Genomic DNA, 20,481 nt, shown 5'->3' on the forward strand with positions numbered 1-20,481 from the left:
CTGGGCCACACGGCTTGCCGTTGAACTGGCTTGCCTCAGCGAGGAAGGCGTATTCTACGCATTTCCTGGTGGTTGTCAAGGGCGTTGTTTTCGATGCAAACCTGACCACATCCAAAACCGCTAACTCATTGACAAACCCAAGCTTTTACACTTCATTCACCGCCGGTAACGCTTGGCGTCCCCGGCAGCGGATGCGTACTTTACGGATTCGCTGACGGGTTGGCAAGCGGTTTTTAACCCTAATACTGATAGAGGTACTGACAATGGCCCTCAGATACCGCGGAGCGAGTCTGGCACCAGCGAATCAGCCCCTAGGTCGGCGATGCTACGCGCCCCGGTGAGCGTCATTGCAACCCGCATCTCCTTTTCAAACAGCTCAAGCAGATGGGAAACGCCCGCCTCTCCGGCTGTAGCAAGTGCATAGATAAAAGCACGCCCAATCAATACGGTATCCGCCCCCATGGCGATCATGCGCACAACATCAAGTCCACTGCGTACGCCGGAGTCGGCTAGAATGGCCAAATCGCCCTTAACCGCATCAGCGATAGCAGGCAGCGCACGCGCGGTAGAGGGGACACCGTCTAGCTGACGACCACCATGATTGGAAACAACGATACCATCCGCGCCGAAGCGAACCGCATCACGAGCATCCTCGGGGTCGAGAATCCCTTTGATGATCATTGGACCCTCCCAGAGCTCACGAATCCACTCCAAGTCCTTCCATGAGATGGCCGGATCAAAGTTGTCACCCAGCCAGGCAATATAGTCTTCTAGCTCCGTTGGCTTGCCGCGATAATCAGACACGTTACCCAAGTCATGGGGACGGCCATTAACACCCACGTCCCAGGCCCAAAAAGGGTGTGTTGCTGCTTGAAGCATACGCCGCATTGGGCCGCGCTTACCGCTCATGCCTGAATGTGCATCTCGATAGCGTGCCCCCGGCACGGGCATATCGACGGTAAAGATCAGTGTCTTGACGCCAGCGGCTTTGGCTCGCTCCAAGACATGCTTCATAAATCCTCTATCTTTCAACACATAAAGCTGAAACCAGATAGGCCGATCAACCGCAGAGGCCACTTCGTCGATTGGACACACCGATACTGTCGACAGTGTAAACGGCACCCCCTTATTAGCAGCTGCCCGCGCAGCTTGCACTTCACCACGCCTAGCATACATTCCTGCCAACCCCACCGGCGCCAAGGCGACCGGCATAGCAAGCGCTTCGCCGAACAGTGTGGTCTCCAATGATAGTGAAGACATATCCTTCAACACACGCTGACGCAAAGCGACACCAGCAAGATCCTCAACATTGCGTCGCAGCGTATGCTCCGCGTAGGAACCACCGTCAGCGTAGTGAAATAGAAAAGGGGGGATACGACGCTTGGCCGCTTGGCGATAATCAGTGGAAGCAGAAATGATCATGGATAGCCCTGTGTAATAGCCCTATACAATGGATGCGCTATACACCGGCGCCCCAAAGTGGAAAATTGGTTTTACCAATTGACAAAAAAACTAGCACCAACAGTAGTGAGCCGCCCTAAGCGTGTCAAACGGTGATATCACTCCTTAGCACCTCATCCCGCTATACTTTAGTTTAAAGTCGCTATTAATGCGTTTTATTAGCGTTAAATCCTACTTCGCAGACGCTTGAGATCAAACCTCAAAGATCTTAATATTGGTCTTACCAATTGCGGACGCAAATCGACATGAGCTATTCAATATGAGCTACCCACCGCTCCGCCAGCAGCGCTTGGCCGATGTAATTACTGAACGCCTTGAAGCTATGATGCTAGAAGGCAGCCTAAAACCAGGCGAGCGCTTACCTCCCGAACGTGAATTAGCCGAACGGTTTGGTGTTTCGCGCCCCTCTTTACGGGAAGCTATTCAGAAACTAGCCGCTCGTGGCCTACTAACCAGCCGCCAAGGCGGCGGCACTTTTGTTAACGATGACCTCAGCAATGGTTATACCGACCCCTTGCTGGAGATGCTCTCTCGTCACGGCGAATTTAACCTAGACTTACTTGAATTCCGCGACGCTATGGAAGGTATATCCGCCTACTACGCTGCGCTGCGCTCAACACCCGCCGATAAGTCCGTGCTTATTCAGCGCTTTGAAGAGCTCGACGGCGGTTTTGCCGGTGCCGACCCTATCCAAGAAGCCAAACTAGATGCAGCGTTCCACTTAGCGATTGCCGAAGCTGCTCACAATGTTCTACTGCTGCATACCATTCGCGGCATTTTTCACCTGCTAGAGAAGAGCATTGTAAATAACCTGGCCCATTTATTCGCCAAGGAGGGTTCGCGCAGTCAGTTAATGCAACAGCACCGCGCCCTACTCAATGCCATTTTGGAAGGCCGCGCGGAGGATGCCCGCACTCGCGCCCATGAGCACTTAGTGTTTGTCGAAGAAGGTCTACTTGAGATGGCGAGGGCTGAGACGCGCGCCCAGCGTGCCCTTCGCCGCGCTCAAGGCAGTAGTAAGACGTCAGCATGAACAGCGCTGGTATGAATAACCAAGCGCCCACCCCCTTGCCGCCACGCTGGCGGCGCCTGTGGCTGCTGGTTATTTCACTCGGCTTGCTGTTTTGCATGTGGCAGGCCGCCCAGTTGGCGCGTGAACAAGCGCTTTCCAACTTACAGGATGATGCCGAAAACGAGCTGCGGCTGTCTGCCGCCAACTTAAACGGCTATTTACTGCGCTACGACTACTTGCCGCAAATGCTTGCCACTCGGGAAGGCGTGCAGCGTTTTTTGGCCTCTCCCGATAGCCAAGACCCGATGCCGCTAAATATGCTACTGGATCGTTTCCGCTTTACAGCGGGGGTTTCAGACGTCTATTTACTCAATCACGATGGCGACACGATCGCCGCCAGCAATTGGCACCGCCCTAACACCTTTATTGGCCAGAACTATGCTTTCCGCTCCTACTACACCGATGCCATTGCCGGAGGCCAGGGGCGCTTTTTTGGTTTGGGCATCAAGTCTCTTGAACGGGGCTACTACTTTTCATCGCCCATATGGCTAGACGACACCTCGCCCGATGCACAGCCAGACGGCGTGCTAGTAGTTAAAGTGCTTTTAGATGATGTTGAAGAGAGCTGGGCTGAGCAGGATGCCGAGCTATTTGTCACTGATAGCGACGACATCATTTTCATGGCCAGCCACCCCGAACTACGCATGAACGCGCTCTACCCACTCACCGATGAGCAGCGTCAAGCCCTAAGAGAAACGCGCCGCTATGCCATGGAGCCATTGTCACCCTCGGGTATTGAAATCAATGCACCTTACCGACAGGGAAGCCAGTTGGTCAGTTTCTCCCAAGGCCCATTGAGCAGTAGCGACTATCTTAGTTTGACCCGACATGTCCCTGAATTTGGCTGGCAAATGCATATTTTAAAGCCGCTAACACCGGTGATTAGCGCTCAGTGGATTGCCGCCCTCATGGCAGGCGGCCTCTACGGCGTGGTCACTCTCGGCGCAGGTATTGGCTGGCAGCGCCTACGGCTGCGCCGTGAACGCGAAGCGTTTGCCGAGCGCGAGCGCAATACCTTGGCACGCGTGCGTGACGAACTTGAGGTAAGCGTAGAGCGCCGCACCCGTGATCTGGTGGCCAGCAACCAACGCCTATCGGATGAAATTGAAGAGCGCCGCCGTGCAGAGGCCAATTTACGCCAGACCCAAGACGAGCTTATTCAAGCCGCCAAACTCGCTGTGTTGGGGCAGCTCGCCGCGGGCATCAACCATGAACTTAATCAACCACTGGCGGCTATTCGCGCTTACGCGGAAAACGCCCGCCGTTTTATGGCATTAGCACGCCACGAAAAAGCGGATGCCAACCTTGAACAAATTGTTGAACTGACCGAGCGTATGGCGGACATCAGCGCTCAGCTGCGCCAGTTTTCACGTAAGAGCAGCGAGCACCAGGAGGCGATTTCGGTACAAGCCTGTATCGACTATGCTCTTCGCCTGTTTCAAAGCCGCCTGCGCGAAGGCAACATCTCCATTACTCAGGAGTGGCCCAATGAAACACTATGGGTGCAAGGCGATCTAGTGCGTCTGGAACAAGTGTTGGTCAATTTAATCGGTAATGCGCTGCAGGCCATGAAAGGCGTACCTGCGCCACAACTTACTCTGGGCGCCCAAATACACCAGCAGCAGGTCATTATTAGCGTTACCGATAATGGCCCTGGCATTCCCGAGGAGCACTTAGGGCATATTTTCGAACCCTTTTTTACCACCAAAGCGCCGGGGAGTGGTTTAGGCCTAGGACTCTCGATTTCGTCGCGTATCATGGACGATTTAGGCGGCAAGTTACAGGCAACTAATCGACCCGAAGGCGGCGCTTGCTTCACTATCGCCCTGCCCCACTCACCGCTAACTCACCCCCAGGAGAACTCCTCGTATGCATGAGCCGTCGACGCTGCCGGTCATGGTGATCGACGACGAACCGCATCTGCGGATCACCGCCAGCCAAACCCTCGAGCTTGCAGGCTACACGCCCTACTGCTTCGAATCAGCGGAACAAGCCCTGGCAGCATTAACACCGGACTTCCCAGGTGTCATTGTCAGTGATATCCGCATGCCGGGAATGGATGGTATGGCACTGCTCCATGAGTTACACAGCCGCGACGCCACTCTGCCGATTATTTTAATCACCGGTCACGGCGACATTTCCACGGCCGTAGAAGCCATGCGCGCAGGAGCATGGGATTTTCTTGAGAAGCCGTTTGCCGGTGATCAGTTGCTGGACGTAGTACGCCGAGGCATAGAGAAGCGCCAACTCAGCTTGGAAAACCACCGTCTTAAAGCTGAACTTGAAGTGCAACAAGCCGCGTTGGGACCGCGACTCGTTGGGCGCACACCCATCATATCCAGGCTCGCGGCGATGATTCAGCGTATCAGCCAAGTAGAAGCCGACGTTCTGCTATTCGGTGAAACAGGTACCGGTAAAGACCTCGTGGCCCGTGCAATTCACGAACGCAGCGGCCGGCGCAACAGCCCCTTTATGGCGATCAACTGCGGCGCGGTGCCCGAAAACACCATTGAGTCCGAGCTGTTTGGCCATGAAAAAGGCGCTTTCACGGGTGCAGTAGAGCGGCGAATCGGCAAGTTTGAACACGCTAACGGCGGCACCGTGTTTCTGGATGAGATCGAATCGATGCCCATGGCGCTGCAGGTCAAGCTGCTGAGGGTGCTGCAGGAACGCAGCGTTGAGCGGTTAGGCGCCAATGAAACAGTTCCGCTCAATATTCGGGTGATTGCGGCCACCAAGGTGGATCTCAAAGCCGCCTCCGAAGAGGGGAGTTTTCGCGAAGACCTTTACTATAGGCTAAACGTTGTCACCCTGCCGCTGCCTGCTCTGCGCGAGCGGCGTGAGGATATCCCCTTGCTGTTCCAGCACTTTGCCGTGGTCGCTGCCAATCGTAGCGGGCTAGAAGCACCGACCCTCGACAGCCCCGCCATTGCCGCCCTGCTGGCCCATGATTGGCCCGGCAACGTGCGCGAGCTGCGGAACCTTGCCGAGCGTTACGTGCTACTGGGCGCCGCCTTTGACTATCGTCTGGATGCGCTGCTGGAAGGGGTCAACGCCGACACCGAAGAGCCTACTTTGCCGCGCCAGGTAGAGCTGTTTGAAAAGAGCCTGATCAGCCAATCTCTGTCGCGCTACCATGGACGGGTAACCGATGTTTGTCACCACTTGGGCATTCCGCGCAAAACCTTTTACGACAAACTTAAAAAGCACGGCCTCAATGCCGACGACTATCGCCACAGCAGCGAGCCTTGATGCAACAACTCCCCCAAGACAGACCAGGGCGGCACCCAGGGCACCAGCGTTAATGTGGCAATCAACATTAGCAGGTTAGACATTGGCCGCCGGCTGTCGCCTAGCTTGAGCGCCGTACCAAACGAGCGTTTTAGCCGCGCGCCTTCAAGATCAACGCTGTATATCTCATCCAAACTCAAGTGGATCAAAAACCCTACTAAGGTGGCCGCACCGTGAGACCACGCTAGCCACGCTGGTTGGCTGAGCAAATTAAAACTTAACGCGGCGGTGAGCAGGCTGCATAGCCCGCCCGCTAGCAGTGAATGCCAAATACCGCGGTGCACGGTAAAACGCGAGAACAGCACCCCCGCCAAATAGCGCACACAGAAGTAGATTCCGCCACAGGCAATCAACAACGCCCCCGGCGTGAGCCATGGCTGTAACAACAAGGCGCCTAATACCAAGGCGGGCACCGAAAGCAGATTGAATATCAAACGGATAGAGTGGGAACGATCAGCATCAATGTCGGGCAAAATGCCGCCAAAGGTGACTAATGCAATCATCACCAGCGCTTGGGAGGGTGGCCACCACTGGCCTTTCCAACCTACGTAAGCTATCAGCATGCCGCCCGCCGCTGCCACCGTAATATGCGTGCGAAAATTAGCCATGACGCGGCATCCCAGAGTCTGCAAAACAGAAAACTGTATAAATTAACAGACTTTTAGTGTTCGCGACATGACTAATTTAAGAAAAAAGGTTGGCTTAGCAATCGCTTAGGGAAAGCCTAGAAAAAGTCGCTAGCGGGTGACTTCGGCCAGAAAGCGGTCTTTCAATTTAACGTAGTTACCTGCGGTATAGGGAAAGAAAGCACGCTCTTTGTCTTTGAGTGGTCGCATTGCTTTGGCGGGGTTACCGGCATACACATAGCCACTCTCCAAATGCTTACCCGGCGTTACCACGGCGCCTGCAGCAATAATGACCTCGTCCTCAACGACCGCGCCATCCATTACAATCGCGCCCATCCCTACCAGGATCCGACTTCCCAAGGTGCAGCCATGCAGTATCGCTTTATGGCCGATGGTCACATCATCGCCAATGGTGAGCGGAAACCCCTCCGGACTAAAATCACTGGCGTGGGTAATATGTAGCACGCTGCCGTCCTGCACGCTGGTACGCGCACCGATACGAATACGGTGCATATCGCCACGGATAACCGTCATCGGCCAGACAGAGCAGTCGTCACCCATCACCACATCACCAATGACCACACTGGCCGGATCAATATAAACGCGCTCACCCAATTGGGGTTCCATACCTTGATAGGGCCTTAATGCACTACTCATAACTCGTTCCTAGGGTTGTTGGATAGCTTAGAGAATTCAGTTACCCCACTATAGCAACCCGGCCAGCAGAACAATAAAGGTCAGCGGAATCGACACCCAGCGAATGATATTGCGCCACACCAGGTAGCCCCTTTCACCAACGCCTAACGCGCTTACCACTTTATCGCGAGGCATTACCCAAGCGGCAAAAACCGCTATCAATAGGCCGCCCAAAGGCAGGAAAACATCCGGCGGTATACTGCTGACAAGCTCGAAGACATTGCGTCCAAATAGCGGCCGAAATTCCGCCAGGGTTGAAAAAGAGAAGGCCGATAACAGCCCGATCAACCAGACGCTGAGCGCCACAATGGCAGTCGAGATACTGCGACGCAGCCCCAAACCCTGTAACGTTGCGACCATCGGCTCCGCGAGGTTAATGGCCGATGTCCAGGTGGCCAGTAGCAGCAGTAAGAAGAACACGCTCAGCCATACAGAGCCCCAGGGCAGCTCAGAAAACGCAATGGGCAGGGTGACAAACATTAACCCTGGGCCATCAGTGGGATCCATGCCTTGAGCAAATACCACCGAGAAAATAGCGATCCCCGCCAGTAACGCCACGCTAATATCGAGTACGGCGACTGCCACAGCGGCTTTAGGCAGGCTTTGCTCTTCCGGCATATAAGCGCCATACGCCATCAAAGCACAGGCGCCCACCGCCAAAGTAAAGAACGCGTGCCCCATGGCGTGAACCACCACCGCGGGGGTTATCGCCTCGAAAGAGGGTAAAAACAGCCACGCCAAGGCGGGGGCAAAGCCATCAGTCGTCGCGGCATAGCCCGCTAATAGCAGCAACAACAGATACAGCAGCGGCATCAGCAGGTTATTCAGCCGCTCTAACCCCTTGGCAACACCCGCCGCCACGACCGTCATGGTCATAAACAGAAATAGCGAGTGGTTGAAGATCAGCAGCCCAGGGTTGGCCAAGAAGGCTTCAAAACCGACGCCAATCTCTGCGGCACTCGCGCCATTGAAATGGCCGTTAACAGAGGCCACCAAAAACTCAATCGACCAGCCGGACACCACCGAGTAGAAAGATAAAATGCAGAACACGGTGAACGCCCCGAATAGCCCCAACCAGCGCCAGCGAGGCGAAGCCCCCGCCTCGGCCGCCAAGGCACTCAACGCTTGCATTGGCCCGCGTCGCCCGGCACGGCCAATCAGAATCTCCGCCATCATGACCGGGATACCCAGCAGCAGCACAAACGCCACATAAATCAGTAAAAATGCCGCACCGCCGTTCTCTCCGGCCACGTAAGGGAAGCGCCAGATGTTGCCTAACCCCACCGCAGCACCTGTTACCGCCAAGATAAAGGCCCGCTTCGACCCCCAGCGCTCCAGCGTTTCGCTCATCACATGCTCCTGCCATTGGTGGCATTAAAAGGCGGCAAGACTAGCAGGCGCTTGCGTGCAGGCCAAACCCTGGCATTAAACATAGTTGTTGAGGCTAACATTGAAACACAGCACCACCGCCCACACTGTGTCATTATTATTGCGCGTTTTGCGCTCACTAACGGTTTTTAAAACGATGCCAATCGAGGTGCCCATGTCCACCAATCCGCTGCTTGAAACGCACGCGCTGCCCCCCTTTGCTGAGATTCGCGCCGAGCACGTGGAGCCTGCCGTGGAGACGCTGCTAAGCGAAAGCCGAGAGGCCATTGATCGCCTCGCCGAGCAGGCAGCCGCTACCCCGCCTACCTGGGACACTTTTGCAGCGCCCCTTGAAGCGGTGAATGATCGGCTCACCAAGGCGTGGTCACCGGTTTCGCACCTCAATGGCACCATGAACTCGCCGGAAATGCGCGAAGCGTATCAGGCATGCCTTGGGAAGCTCTCCGACTTCGGCACCTGGGTAGGCCAGCACGAAGGGTTGTTTCGTGGCTGGCAAGCATTGAAAGATGGCCCGGCCTGGAAGCACCTGGATGCCGCACAGCGGCGCACCGTGGAGAACGCCCTACGCGATTTCCGCCTTGCCGGTGTTGATCTTCCTGCTGACCAGAAAGCCCGCTACGGCGAGATTCAGTCGCGGCTCTCACTGCTGTCAAATCAGTTCTCCAATAACGTGCTGGATGCTACCCAGGCATGGCACAAGGACATCGATAGCCAAGAGACGTTAGCGGGGGTGCCGGAAAGTGCTCTCGACACCTTAAAAGCCACCGCCGAGGCGAAAGGCGTTGCGGGCTACCGTATTACCCTGGATTTCCCCAGCTTCTTCCCGGTGGTTAGCTATGCCGATAACCGCGAGCTGCGCCGGGAGGTCTATACCGCTTTTGTTACCCGTGCGTCTGATGAAGGCCCAGATGCGGGCAAATTCGATAACGCGGCGATCATGGAAGAGATCCTGGCACTGCGCAATGAAATGGCCCAATTGCTCGGCTTTGCCACCTATGCCGATTACTCTCTCACCACCAAAATGGCGGAATCTCCCGAGCAGGTGCTCGATTTTCTCAACGACTTAGCCCGCCGTGCGTTGCCTCAGGCGAAGGAGGAGTTTGCAGAACTCAGTGCTTATGCCCGAGAAGAACTCGGCCTAGAGACGCTGGAACCGTGGGATGTTGCCTATGCCAGCGAAAAACTACGCGAAGCGCGCCACTCGATCTCCCAGGAGCAATTACGCCCCTATTTTCCAGCACCCCAGGTAATCGATGGCTTGTTTCAGGTGGTTGAACGCCTTTACGGCGTGCGCTTTGAAGAAGATACCCAAGCACCCCGCTATCATGATGACGTGCGCTATTTCCGCCTCACCGAAAACGGCCAACCCATTGCCGGTTTCTATCTGGATCTCTACGCCCGCGAAGGTAAGCGTGGCGGTGCCTGGATGGCCGACTGCCGGGTGCGTCGTCAAACCGAGCAGGGTCTGCAACTGCCCGTCGCCTTCCTGACCTGCAACTTTACTGCCCCGGTAAACGGCCGCCCGGCACTGCTCACCCACGACGAAGTCACCACGCTGTTCCATGAGTTTGGCCATGGCCTCCACCATATGCTGACCCAGCAGCAGATCGCCGATATTTCCGGCATTAACGGCGTCGCTTGGGATGCCGTAGAGCTGCCCAGCCAGTTTATGGAAAACTACTGCTGGGAGCGTGAAGGCTTAGATCTACTCGCCAAACACGTGGATAGTGGTGAACCGCTGCCAGCAGAGCTGCTTGAGCGCCTGCAGGCAGCCAAGAATTTCCAGTCAGCCATGGGTATGATGCGCCAAATCGAGTTCTCGCTGTTTGATCTGCGTCTGCACCATGAACTTAGCGCCCCCAGCGCCAGCGATGTGCAAGCCTTGTTAGATGAGGTGCGCGAAGCGGTGTCTGTGCTGCCGAAAGTGCCATTCAACCGCTTCCAAAATAGTTTTGGCCACGTGTTTGCCGGTGGCTATGCGGCTGGTTACTACAGCTACAAGTGGGCTGAAGTGCTCTCGGCGGACGCCTGGAGCGCCTTTGAAGAGACCGGTATTTTCGATCCTGAAACGGGCCAGCGCTTTCGTCGCGAAATCCTGGAGCAGGGCGGCGCCCGCGATGCAGCCGACCTGTTTGTCGCCTTTCGAGGCCGAGAGCCGAGCGTCGAACCGCTACTGCGCCATAGCGGCATTCGCGCTGCTTAAATCTGCAAAACCTATGCGCGCCCTCCACTTAGAGGGCGCGCTCTTGGAGTCTAATGATGTCTAGTGTGAAACGCTTTATCGCCGGTGTTACTTGCCCGCGCTGCGCGGCGATGGATCGGATCCGTGCCTGGGAGCAAAACGGTATTCGCTACCGAGAATGCGTCAGTTGCGATTTTTTCGAGCAACTGCCCATCGAAGAGGATGCGCTTACCGAAATGACCACCCGGGTCAACCAGGTACGTGACGATCAGAAGCAGCAGGATGTGCAACCCGTACGTATTTTGGATCCAGGTAAATCCTCGCGTTAACTCCCTCCCCGCCAAGGATGGCGTGTTCAATCTTTCCTTACTCCCTCACAGCGATAACGTATCGGCAACACCATTTATGTGCGGTTATCCACACACTAAATAACCGCCGACGTGCGAACAACCGGACACTCTGGCAAAAAGCGCTTTCCACCAAAGTCGCATAAAATATCTATAAACATATGTTTTTAAAAACATAAATTTAAAATGGCACAACTATCGCTGCTATATACCCTGGATACCCTGCTTAACGCAGTATCGACTGGTAGCACCTTTTGACGCTGCCAGTATATAACCCCAATAACAGCTAGGAATTTTCGCCATGCGCAAACATATGCCTAAAACGTTCACTCTTCTCGCCAGCAGCGCTCTGCTTGTAGCCGCTGCCAGCAGTGCCCAAGCGCAAGCAGACCGCTCCGATTGGCCCGATAACTTTACCGTGGGCACCGCTAGCCAAGGCGGCACTTACTTTGTCTACGGTTCAGGCTGGGCCAACTTTATCGCTGATGAGCTGGGTGTATCTGGCGGTGGTGAAGTCACCGGTGGCCCGACTCAAAACCTGGCACTGGTGCACACAGGCGATATGGCATTTGGCTTAACCACCATGGGCCCCGCTTCTGATGCCGTTAAAGGTGAAAGCCCGCTGGCGCCTGGAATGAAGATGGACAATGTATGCGCCATGTTCCCCATGTACGAAACGCCATTCTCCATTACCGCGCTTTCTGACAGCGGTATTGAGTCAATTTCCGACATTCCTGATGGCGCGCGCATCGGTTTTGGCCCGGCTGCCTCAACCTCTGACACCTACTTCCCAGCGATTCTAGAAACCCTAGGCGTTGACTTTGAGCGCCGCAACGGCGGCTGGTCAGACCTGGGCGGTCAGTTGCAGGATGGTCTGCTTGACGTTGTTGCCTTCGCTGCCGGCATTCCGATTCCCGCCGTTAGCCAGTTGGAAGTACAAACTGACGTCAACATCATTGAGTTTAATGAAGAAGAGCTGGCCACAGTGCTGGAAAACTTCCCCGTTGCTGAGTTTATGATCCCAGCTAGCACTTATGAAACACTCGAAGATGACGCGCGCGCCGTCTCCATGTGGAACTTCGCTATTGCAGGCTGTGATCTACCGGAAGACTTCGTTTATGAAGTCACCAAAGCCACCATGGAAAACAATGACCGCATGCAATCTGTACATCGCAGCGCGGCGACTACCATCCCAGAAAATATCAAGCACAACACCGTACTACCGTTCCACCCCGGCGCTGCACGCTGGTACGAAGAGAACGGCTATGAAATTGCTGATGACATGATCAACTAAGCAACGTTTACCGTTCTGGCTGCCCCGTTTCCGGCCCCGCTGGACGGGGCAGCTTTCGCTGCTGCTACCCCTTTGTCTGCTTTTGCTGTGAGGGTGAACTCTAATGAGTCACAAAACCGACCAAGAATCCAATGATCTCCAGGATGATGCCCATGCGGCATCAGTGATACCAGAGTCCATTGCCGACGGTGTCGATGAAGACGTTGTTGAACCCAATCGCCGTCTGTTTACAGGCTGGCAGTTCGTACTATTTGCGGCATTAGCGATCGCTTACTCAAGTTTCCATCTGATTTCACTCAACGTGTATCCGATGGAAACCTGGTCGTTTCGTATCGTGCATATTGCCGGTGCGCTTATTCTCGGTTACGGGCTCTTTTCCGGTGCTCGTTTTGCCGACGACGATCATCAGGCGTCAGGTGCCTGGATCAAATGGCTTAGCTACGCGTTACTAATTCCCGCCGCCTATACGCTGGCGCAAGTGTTTGTGATGTACCAGACGCTTAGCGGCGGTGCCATGCGCATCGATCCGAACATTGAGAACTGGCACTACGGCTATCCGCTAATGGCGACAACGGCGACGGCTATTGTGCTGTCATGGTTTTATCGTCAGGCACAGCACCGCTTCAATCCTGCCGATTTGGTACTGATGGTCTGCGCGCTGGCCAGCGCTGGCTATTTACTGGTGGCGTATAACACCAATATCCGTATGTCTACAGGCACCTCTTTTGCGCCAGCCGGTATTTCCTGGGCGGCCATCGCGGGCTCTCTGCTGATTCTGGAGCTTACCCGCCGTGTCGCAGGCCTAGCGTTGGTGGTGATCTCCGCGGTTTTCCTGACTTACGTATTCGCCGGCCCGTATTTGCCAGGCTTTTTAGGCTATCCGGGGCTGTCACTCCAGCGCTTCTTTAGTCAGGTGTATACCGACGCCGGTATTCTCGGCCCCACCACCGCAGTGTCGTCGACCTATATTATTCTGTTCATTATTTTTGCCGCTTTCCTGCAGGCCTCTAAAGTCGGCGACTACTTCGTTAACTTTGCTTTTGCCGCCGCTGGCCGTGCCCGTGGTGGCCCTGCCAAGGTAGCGATTTTTGCCTCTGGCTTGATGGGGATGATTAACGGCACGTCAGCGGGTAACGTGGTTTCCACCGGCTCATTGACTATTCCCTTGATGAAGAAAGTCGGCTACCCCGCGCGAAGCGCTGGCGCCATTGAAGCCGCGGCTTCAACCGGTGGGCAAATCATGCCGCCAATCATGGGTGCTGGCGCGTTCATCATGGCTGAAGTGACCGGTATTCCGTATACCGAAATTGCTCTGGCCGCCGTCATTCCGGCGATTCTGTATTTTGCCTCTATCTACTTTATGGTCGACTTTGAAGCCGCCCGAAAAGGCATGCGAGGCATGCGCAAAGATGAGATCCCTCTGTTCTCGAAGCTGGTCAAGCAGGTCTATCTGTTCGCGCCGATTATTATTCTGATAGTCGCCCTGTTTATGGGCTACTCGGTGATTCGCGCGGGCACCTTGGCAACCGCTTCAGCCGCTGTGGTGAGCTGGATTTCTCCCAACAAGATGGGCTTTCGCGCGATTCTAAAAGCACTGCAGATTGCGGGCACCATGTCGATTCAGATTATCGCCGTGTGCGCCTGCGCGGGCTTAATCGTCGGGGTTATCTCGCTGACCGGTGTGGGCGCGCGTTTCTCGTCACTGCTACTTGGCTTAGCGGGCGTGAGCCAACTGCTGGCACTAGTGTTCGCCATGCTGATCAGTATTCTACTCGGCATGGGTATGCCTACTACTGCTGCCTATGCGGTGGCCGCTTCCGTGGTCGCTCCCGGCTTGATCAATATCGGCATTGAGCCGCTGATTGCTCACTTCTTTGTGTTCTATTTTGCGGTCGTCTCCGCGATTACCCCCCCTGTTGCCTTGGCCTCCTATGCCGCGGCCGGTATCTCCGGCGACAACCCCATGGGCACCTCGGTGGCCTCGTTCAAGATTGGCTTGGCCGCGTTCATTGTGCCGTTTATGTTCTTCTACAGCCCGGCCATGCTGATGGAAGGCTCACCGATGCAGATCCTGCGCGTTGGGTTAACTGCAACGCTGGGCATTGTGCTGCTTTCAGGCATGGTACAGAAATGGTTCTTTGGCCCCGTTAACCTAGTGCAGCGTGTCGTCATGCTGGTAGGCGCGCTGTTTTTAATCTACGGCGGTATCTATACCGACATTGCCGGCCTTGCGATTGGTATCGTGCTATTCATGATGCAGCGTAAGGTGAACGGCGGTGGTAGCAAAACGGCGCAAGCTGGCTGATTGGTTTAAGCCGCTAAACGCTAAGCGTAAAAAAACCCTGCTCAACAATGGTTGAGCAGGGTTTTTAATGGGCACAAGGTAAGCAAATAAAGCGGCTTGGTTAACCAGCCAGGTTATCGACGATTCTCAGCACCGGCGCCGCCTGGTTAAGCGTGTAGAAGTGCAGGCCTGGCGCTCCGCCCTCTAGCAATCGCTGGCAAAGACGGCTCACCACATCGGTGCCAAAGGCGGCAATCGCTTCACTGTCGTCGCCATAGGACTCCAACTGCTTGCGAATCCAGCGCGGGATCTCGGCACCGCAGGCGTCAGAGAAACGCGCCAGCTTGGTGTAGTTGGTAATCGGCATGATACCGGGAATAATCGGCTGCTCGACGCCCAGCGCGCGGGCTTTATCAACGAAGTTGAAATAGGCGTCAGCGGTGAAGAAGTACTGGGTGATGGCCATATTGGCGCCCGCCTTCATTTTACGCGCAAAGTTTTCCACATCCTTATCAAGATTAGGCGCCTGTGGATGAGATTCAGGGTAAGCAGCCACTGCGATGTCGAAATGGTCGCCCGTCTCCGCGCGAATAAACTCAACCAGTTCGTTGGCATAACGTAGCTCACCAATGCTTCCCATACCTGAGGGCATATCACCACGCAGCGCGACGAGGCTCTCGATCCCTTCCTCGCGGTACTGCGCCAGCAGATCACGCAACTGCGCTTTTTCACTGCCAATGCAGGAGAGATGCGGAGCGGTATTAATACCGCTTTCACCGACCGCACGCACCACCTCACGGGTACGCGCTTGGGTAGACCCACCAGCACCGTAAGTAACTGAGAAAAAACGTGGTTTTCGGGCGGCCAGTTCATCGCGAACGTGGATCAGCTTGTCGCGCCCAGCATCGGTACTGGGCGGAAAGAATTCAAAGCTGATACCTAGCGGATGCTCATGGCTGCTCATGGGGTTTCCTTATTAGTGATCAAAAGTGATGATATTTTGAGGTATTCTCGCTGTTACAGCGCGCTGGGGCTAATGAAAGATTCCACGCTTGGCCTTTAATTCGGCTCATGTTAGCGAGCCACCACATACGACGGGAGGATAAATGGATCTTGCACCAGGGGCGCTCGTTGGGCCGCTACTCATGCTACTCAGCTACGTGGGGTTAGGCTGGCTCGCCGCCCAACGACTCAAGCTAGATCCTCGCCCGATTGCGACGCTGCTGGTTTACCTGATAGCGCCTTTTACGATTTTTCGCGCGCTGATGAACGGCGGCCCAACACCTGACTACCTCTTACTCACATTAGCACTGTTCATTCTGGCAAGCCTGATGGCACTGGTGGTACAGCGTATTACTCGCCACCGTTTTGGTGAACAGGAGGCTGCTCTGCTGGCGTTCTCCTCAGGAACGGGTAATACCGGCTATTTCGGCCTACCGATTGCGCTGATTTTGCTCCCCCCTGAAGGTGTTACTCTTTACCTGTTCTGTATGCTGGGGATTAATATTTACGAATTCACCGTGGGCTTTTACCTTAGCGCACGCGGGCGTTTTTCAGTACGAGAGAGCCTGATCAAAATTTCTCGCTTACCGCTTATCTATGCGTTCCTATTCGCGTTACTGCTTAGCGCCCTTGAAATAACCATACCCGCTGCAGTAATGAGTTCGCTGCAAGTCTTCCCCGCCACCTACACACTGCTGGGCATGATGATTATTGGCATGACGCTTAGCCAAGTAACGCTTGCCGCCTGGGATTCACGCTTTGTAGCCGCCTGCCTGGGTCTTCGCTACCTGCTCTGGCCGCTCGTTATGTTGGGGGCCGCTTTAATACTACAGTGGGCGGCACCTCTTTCCACGGAGCTGGCCATGGCGCTGCTGTTGATAGGCGTGGTACCCATGGCTTCCAACGTAGTGGTGGTGGCCATGGAGCTGGGCATTCAACCGCAAAAAGGCGCATTAGCGGTGCTGGTGACGACACTGCTCGCGCCGCTGCTGATTCCGCTTTATCTGGGTTTGATGCTGCGTCTCACAGGACTAGGCTAAAAACCAGCCACACCTGCTTCGTTAAGCTGTCGAGCCATGTGCTGTATCTCGGGGTGGCTAAAAAATGCTACCAGCGCGTCAGCGCGAACCGGGCCAACGCCGGGAACGGCTTGCCACTGTTCGCGCTGGTAGCCCGCTAGCTCATCCCAATCCCCGCGAACCGACTCGCTACCTGGCGGCGCCCCCAGCGCGCTTAACCAGGCCGAAAACGACTTGCCCTTGGCGACTTGAAACTGTTCCAGTAACGTTTCAGTGGTCGCCTCACCAATGCCGTAGGCCTGTTGCAGCTGGCGCGGTTCGACATCCAGCCAGTCCAGTAAATGCGTGACTACGCCCGCATCCATTAGCGCTTGCCAAGTACCTTCACCGATACCCTGCATACCAAGCTGCTCGCCAAGGTAGCTAAGCCGCGCCAGCAATTGATCATCGCAGCCGGGCGTTAATTCAAAGCAGCTCAGCAGGTTAAAGCGCTGGGGTGAAGGCGGTGTCAGCGGCGAGCGCTCCTGAGTGTGCCACACCACCTCGGTTAACTTGGGAATCGTTAATCCCGCTAGCGAAATCGCTACTTGGTCACCGGGACGGACATCCAGTGACTCCCAGCGCTCCAGTGAGCCTAACGAGACGCGGCTAATACGCCGCCCCTCTAGCAGCACCGGATTAAGCCACACCAACGGCGTCACACGCCCAGTGCGCCCAACACGAAACTCAATGCCGCGCACTTCCGCTAGCGCCTGCTGGGCGGGATATTTCCAGGCAATGGCCCATTCAGGCGGTGATGATGACCAGCGGCGTACACCGGGTCGCTCGGCTTGCTTAATCACCACCCCGTCGGTGGCAAACGGCAACGGCCCGTTAAACCAACTATCGCGCCAATAACCGGCATCATGGCGGTCATCCAGTGGATGAGTGTAGTCAGCGCTATCAAAGCCCAGTTCACTTAGCCGTGCTAAACGTTCCTGCATTGCGGTAGGGCCATCGGGCCAGCCCCAGACAAACAGGCCAATACGCTCAAGGGTGGCCGCTGTGGGGGAGGATTGCGCCATTGCTCCCGCCACGGCACCCCGTGCACCCGATGCGGGTGAACGCGACTGCACGTGTTGGGTTAACCGCCAATACAGCTCGCCTTGGAGTACTGCAGAAATAGGCTCGGGTAGCGTATTGGGAATGGCAGGGAGTTGCCGGGCACGGACTGTCCAGTCCTGGCCCCGCTCGCCGTCGCCACGGCTAACGGCTTCGACCAGTTCGCCATTTTCATAGCGCAACGTAATCGCCACGCCGTCCACTTTGGGCTGGATCCACAGGTCTTCGCGGCGGCTGGTAAAACGTCTGACGCCATCGTCATCGGCTTTATCAAGCCCACGCTGCGCAGCCGGATGCTCAAGAGTGCCGCTGCTACGTGTAACGCGTGTAAGCGGGCGATGGTCCGGTACAGTGCCCAGGCAACGCTGCCAAGTGGCTAGGCGCTCAACCGCTTGGTCGTAAAGGGCATCATCAATCAGCGCGGCGCCCTCGTCATGGTAGGCAGTGTCCCAGCGGTGAACCTGCTCAGCCAGCGCCTTGCTTTCGCGGCTTAGGCGCTCCTCCGGCCAATCAGGGCATTGGGCAGCCTGTGCGGAAAAAGTGACAAGCCAGATCAGGCCGCCCAATAGCCAAGTTCGTACACTCAACAACATTCCTTACCCCCGCGGTAACACATCAGCTTTTAGGCTTAGCCTAGCGCAACGGACATAAAAAAAGCCCCTCGGCCGAAGCCAAAGGGGCGATTTAATCCATTTCTTACAAACGGTGTAGCGAATCTCTTACAAACCGGCGGCCTTACGCAGTGCTTCAGCCTTATCAATCTTTTCCCACGGGAAGGCGGTAAAGGTTTCGGTATGCGCTTGGCCTTTATCGTCGTTCCAGGTGTAGCTGTGCTCGAACGGTGCCCGGCCAAAGTGACCGTAAGCGGCGGTGAGCTGATACATTGGGTGCAGCAGGTCAAGCATTTTGGTGATCGCGTAGGGGCGCAGATCAAAGTGCTCGCGAACCAGTGCAACGATCTTGGCATCGTCAATTTTACCGGTGCCGAAGGTATCGATGGAGACCGACGTCGGCTCGGCAACGCCAATCGCGTAGGAGACCTGAATCTCACACTTGTCAGCCAGGCCTGAGGCCACCACGTTCTTGGCCACATAGCGGCCCGCATAGGCAGCGCTGCGATCCACTTTAGAGGGGTCTTTGCCCGAGAACGCACCACCACCGTGGCGTGCCATGCCGCCATAGGTGTCGACGATAATTTTACGTCCAGTCAGCCCACAATCACCTACCGGGCCGCCAATCACGAATTTGCCGGTCGGGTTGATATGGTACTGGGTACTCTCATCCAACCACTCAGCGGGGATCACCTGCTCGATGACCTCGCGCTTGATCATTTTGCGCAGGTCTTCCTGATCAATATCTGGGTCGTGCTGGGTAGAGAGAACGATGGCATCGACACCGCAGGGCTGGCCTTCGGCGTTATAGCGGAAGGTTACCTGACTCTTGGCATCCGGGCGTAGCCACGGCAACAGGCCATTTTTACGCAGTTCGGCCTGACGTTCGACCAGCCGGTGAGAGTAGTGGATCGGTGCCGGCATAAAAGAGTCGGTTTCGTTAGTCGCGTAGCCAAACATCAAGCCCTGGTCGCCAGCGCCCTGATCTTCCGGTTTGCTGCGGTCAACGCCTTGGGCAATCTCGACACTCTGCTTGCCAATCAGGTTAACCACGCCGCAGGTCGCGCCGTCAAAGCCCACGTCGGACGAGTTATAGCCAATGCTGATAATCACATCACGCACGAGGGTTTCTAAATCGACCCAGGCGGAGGTGGTGATTTCACCGGCAATGATCGCCACCCCGGTTTTCACCATGGTTTCACAGGCAACGCGGGCCTGTTTATCGCGGGCGATAATGGCATCTAGCACTGCGTCAGAGATCTGATCGGCAATCTTATCGGGATGACCTTCGGAGACGGACTCGGAGGTAAACAGGGAATATTCGCTCATCGCGCACTCTACCCTCTGTATGACGGCTGTATTTAATCCACAGCATCAGCAGGAAATCATGGCAGGTGTCCCCTGCCCGTATTAGTGAAGCGATAGCATTACTTTTCTACCGCGTCGGGAGGCAGAGTCTACACGCTGTCGGCGATGCTTCCCAGAACGTGATCCCCAGAATTTGCCGCTACATTTGCCGCAACATGGGAAGTCAGCGACAATAGCGCCTTTATAATTTCTGTTTTCAGGCGAGGAGCACCCCCATGCCGTCCCGTTTTGAGCTAGCCAATGCCATTCGCGCCCTGTCCATGGATGCCGTTCAGAAGGCCAAATCCGGCCACCCAGGCGCCCCCATGGGTATGGCTGATATCGCCGAGGTGCTATGGAATGACTACCTCAAGCACAATCCCGAAGACCCCAAGTGGGCCGATCGCGACCGCTTTGTGCTCTCCAATGGCCACGGCTCCATGCTGCTTTACTCGCTGCTCCACCTCAGCGGCTACGAGCTAAGCCTGGAACAGCTGCAGAATTTCCGCCAGTTGCACTCGCCTACTGCCGGACACCCGGAATTCGGCTACGCGCCGGGCATTGAGACCACCACTGGCCCGCTGGGTCAGGGCTTTGCTAACGCCGTGGGTTTTGCCATCGCGGAAAAAACCCTGGCGGCGCAGTTTAACCGTCCCGGTCACACCATCGTCGATCACCACACCTGGTGTTTCCTGGGTGACGGCTGCTTAATGGAAGGTATCTCCCACGAAGCGGCCTCGCTGGCCGGTACCCAGCAGT

16 protein-coding genes and 1 pseudogene are annotated in these 20,481 nt (G+C 55.8%); 10 read left to right on the top strand and 7 right to left on the bottom strand.

Annotated elements, in window-relative coordinates; all coding sequences use genetic code 11:
• A partial coding sequence (locus ACW17M_RS23490) for a hypothetical protein (protein ID WP_457548188.1) occupies window positions 1–215 on the top strand: 215 nt, incomplete at its 5' end.
• A 55-nt stretch (window positions 216–270) separates the two neighbouring features.
• Here the strand turns inward: ACW17M_RS23490 and lldD are convergent.
• Window positions 271–1,422 carry an FMN-dependent L-lactate dehydrogenase LldD gene (gene lldD, locus ACW17M_RS23495; RefSeq protein WP_009288646.1) on the bottom strand — a complete coding sequence of 384 codons (1,152 nt, stop codon included), beginning with the start codon at window positions 1,420–1,422 and terminating at the stop codon, window positions 271–273.
• 298 nt (window positions 1,423–1,720) lie between these two features.
• On the opposite strand from lldD, the gene ACW17M_RS23500 reads away from it, so the two are divergent.
• From ACW17M_RS23500 to ACW17M_RS23510, 3 genes are read left to right on the top strand one after another with little or no spacing between them, the layout of a single operon-like run.
• On the top strand, window positions 1,721–2,494 hold the full coding sequence (locus ACW17M_RS23500) for a GntR family transcriptional regulator (protein ID WP_027958892.1): 774 nt from the start codon (window positions 1,721–1,723) through the stop codon (window positions 2,492–2,494).
• Complete coding sequence (locus ACW17M_RS23505) at window positions 2,491–4,410, top strand: sensor histidine kinase (protein ID WP_159175978.1); 1,920 nt, start codon at window positions 2,491–2,493, stop codon at window positions 4,408–4,410. The genes ACW17M_RS23500 and ACW17M_RS23505 overlap by 4 nt, the downstream gene beginning before the upstream one ends.
• Complete coding sequence (locus ACW17M_RS23510; RefSeq protein ID WP_009288649.1) at window positions 4,403–5,785, top strand: sigma-54-dependent transcriptional regulator; 1,383 nt, start codon at window positions 4,403–4,405, stop codon at window positions 5,783–5,785. The genes ACW17M_RS23505 and ACW17M_RS23510 overlap by 8 nt, the downstream gene beginning before the upstream one ends.
• Here ACW17M_RS23510 and ACW17M_RS23515 read toward each other — a convergent pair.
• From ACW17M_RS23515 to ACW17M_RS23525, 3 genes are all read right to left on the bottom strand, one after another.
• On the bottom strand, window positions 5,761–6,432 hold the full coding sequence (locus ACW17M_RS23515) for a metal-dependent hydrolase (RefSeq protein ID WP_027958894.1): 672 nt from the start codon (window positions 6,430–6,432) through the stop codon (window positions 5,761–5,763). The two genes, ACW17M_RS23510 and ACW17M_RS23515, sit on opposite strands and share 25 nt — an antisense overlap.
• 129 nt (window positions 6,433–6,561) lie before the next feature.
• Entirely contained in the window at window positions 6,562–7,107 is a 546-nt protein-coding gene (locus tag ACW17M_RS23520) for a gamma carbonic anhydrase family protein (RefSeq protein ID WP_027958895.1), read from the bottom strand.
• Window positions 7,108–7,155: 48 nt separating this feature from the next.
• The gene (locus ACW17M_RS23525) at window positions 7,156–8,496 is read right to left on the bottom strand and encodes a sodium-dependent transporter (RefSeq protein ID WP_457548189.1); all 1,341 of its coding nucleotides are present in this window, start codon (window positions 8,494–8,496) and stop codon (window positions 7,156–7,158) included.
• Window positions 8,497–8,689: 193 nt separating this feature from the next.
• Between ACW17M_RS23525 and prlC the strand changes: the two genes are divergently transcribed.
• The 4 genes from prlC (at window position 8,690) to ACW17M_RS23545 (ending at window position 14,663) form a co-directional block, all read left to right on the top strand.
• The gene (gene prlC / locus ACW17M_RS23530; protein ID WP_342585254.1) at window positions 8,690–10,738 is read left to right on the top strand and encodes an oligopeptidase A; all 2,049 of its coding nucleotides are present in this window, start codon (window positions 8,690–8,692) and stop codon (window positions 10,736–10,738) included.
• Window positions 10,739–10,794: 56 nt separating this feature from the next.
• On the top strand, window positions 10,795–11,046 hold the full coding sequence (locus tag ACW17M_RS23535; protein ID WP_027958898.1) for a YheV family putative zinc ribbon protein: 252 nt from the start codon (window positions 10,795–10,797) through the stop codon (window positions 11,044–11,046).
• A 319-nt stretch (window positions 11,047–11,365) separates the two neighbouring features.
• Window positions 11,366–12,358 carry a TAXI family TRAP transporter solute-binding subunit gene (locus ACW17M_RS23540; RefSeq protein WP_041159559.1) on the top strand — a complete coding sequence of 331 codons (993 nt, stop codon included), beginning with the start codon at window positions 11,366–11,368 and terminating at the stop codon, window positions 12,356–12,358.
• 103 nt (window positions 12,359–12,461) lie between these two features.
• Window positions 12,462–14,663 (top strand): TRAP transporter permease, encoded by a 2,202-nt coding sequence (locus ACW17M_RS23545; RefSeq protein ID WP_041159558.1) that lies wholly within the window; start codon window positions 12,462–12,464, stop codon window positions 14,661–14,663.
• Between the two features lie 100 nt (window positions 14,664–14,763).
• Here ACW17M_RS23545 and metF read toward each other — a convergent pair whose 3' ends face one another.
• On the bottom strand, window positions 14,764–15,606 hold the full coding sequence (gene metF / locus ACW17M_RS23550) for a methylenetetrahydrofolate reductase [NAD(P)H] (RefSeq protein WP_233975507.1): 843 nt from the start codon (window positions 15,604–15,606) through the stop codon (window positions 14,764–14,766).
• A gap of 142 nt (window positions 15,607–15,748) precedes the next feature.
• Here metF and ACW17M_RS23555 point away from each other — a divergent pair, with 142 nt between their 5' ends.
• Window positions 15,749–16,684, top strand: coding sequence for an AEC family transporter (locus ACW17M_RS23555; protein WP_009288656.1), 936 nt, complete (start codon window positions 15,749–15,751; stop codon window positions 16,682–16,684).
• Here the strand turns inward: ACW17M_RS23555 and ligB are convergent.
• Together ligB and metK are read right to left on the bottom strand one after the other, a co-directional pair.
• Window positions 16,681–18,351: an NAD-dependent DNA ligase LigB gene (gene ligB / locus ACW17M_RS23560; protein ID WP_457548190.1), complete on the bottom strand. Its 1,671-nt coding sequence runs from the start codon at window positions 18,349–18,351 to the stop codon at window positions 16,681–16,683. The two genes, ACW17M_RS23555 and ligB, sit on opposite strands and share 4 nt — an antisense overlap.
• Before the next feature lie 132 nt (window positions 18,352–18,483).
• The gene (gene metK / locus ACW17M_RS23565) at window positions 18,484–19,704 is read right to left on the bottom strand and encodes a methionine adenosyltransferase (protein ID WP_138801673.1); all 1,221 of its coding nucleotides are present in this window, start codon (window positions 19,702–19,704) and stop codon (window positions 18,484–18,486) included.
• A 254-nt stretch (window positions 19,705–19,958) separates the two neighbouring features.
• Between metK and ACW17M_RS23570 the strand changes: the two are divergent.
• Window positions 19,959–20,481, top strand: a pseudogene (locus ACW17M_RS23570) (transketolase); the annotation flags it as partial.

Source organism: Vreelandella sp. 2A-K22, assembly GCF_054065485.1.

Excerpts from the sequence above, each read along its gene's own strand:
- lldD (WP_009288646.1), bottom strand. The coding sequence starts at position 1,422 with ATGATCATTTCTGCTTCCACTGATTATCGCCAAGCGGCCAAGCGTCGT.
- ACW17M_RS23500 (WP_027958892.1), top strand. The coding sequence starts at position 1,721 with ATGAGCTACCCACCGCTCCGCCAGCAGCGCTTGGCCGATGTAATTACT.
- ACW17M_RS23505 (WP_159175978.1), top strand. The coding sequence starts at position 2,491 with ATGAACAGCGCTGGTATGAATAACCAAGCGCCCACCCCCTTGCCGCCA.
- ACW17M_RS23510 (WP_009288649.1), top strand. The coding sequence starts at position 4,403 with ATGCATGAGCCGTCGACGCTGCCGGTCATGGTGATCGACGACGAACCG.
- ACW17M_RS23515 (WP_027958894.1), bottom strand. The coding sequence starts at position 6,432 with ATGGCTAATTTTCGCACGCATATTACGGTGGCAGCGGCGGGCGGCATG.
- ACW17M_RS23520 (WP_027958895.1), bottom strand. The coding sequence starts at position 7,107 with ATGAGTAGTGCATTAAGGCCCTATCAAGGTATGGAACCCCAATTGGGT.
- ACW17M_RS23525 (WP_457548189.1), bottom strand. The coding sequence starts at position 8,496 with ATGAGCGAAACGCTGGAGCGCTGGGGGTCGAAGCGGGCCTTTATCTTG.
- prlC (WP_342585254.1), top strand. The coding sequence starts at position 8,690 with ATGTCCACCAATCCGCTGCTTGAAACGCACGCGCTGCCCCCCTTTGCT.
- ACW17M_RS23535 (WP_027958898.1), top strand. The coding sequence starts at position 10,795 with ATGTCTAGTGTGAAACGCTTTATCGCCGGTGTTACTTGCCCGCGCTGC.
- ACW17M_RS23540 (WP_041159559.1), top strand. The coding sequence starts at position 11,366 with ATGCGCAAACATATGCCTAAAACGTTCACTCTTCTCGCCAGCAGCGCT.
- ACW17M_RS23545 (WP_041159558.1), top strand. The coding sequence starts at position 12,462 with ATGAGTCACAAAACCGACCAAGAATCCAATGATCTCCAGGATGATGCC.
- metF (WP_233975507.1), bottom strand. The coding sequence starts at position 15,606 with ATGAGCAGCCATGAGCATCCGCTAGGTATCAGCTTTGAATTCTTTCCG.
- ACW17M_RS23555 (WP_009288656.1), top strand. The coding sequence starts at position 15,749 with ATGGATCTTGCACCAGGGGCGCTCGTTGGGCCGCTACTCATGCTACTC.
- metK (WP_138801673.1), bottom strand. The coding sequence starts at position 19,704 with ATGAGCGAATATTCCCTGTTTACCTCCGAGTCCGTCTCCGAAGGTCAT.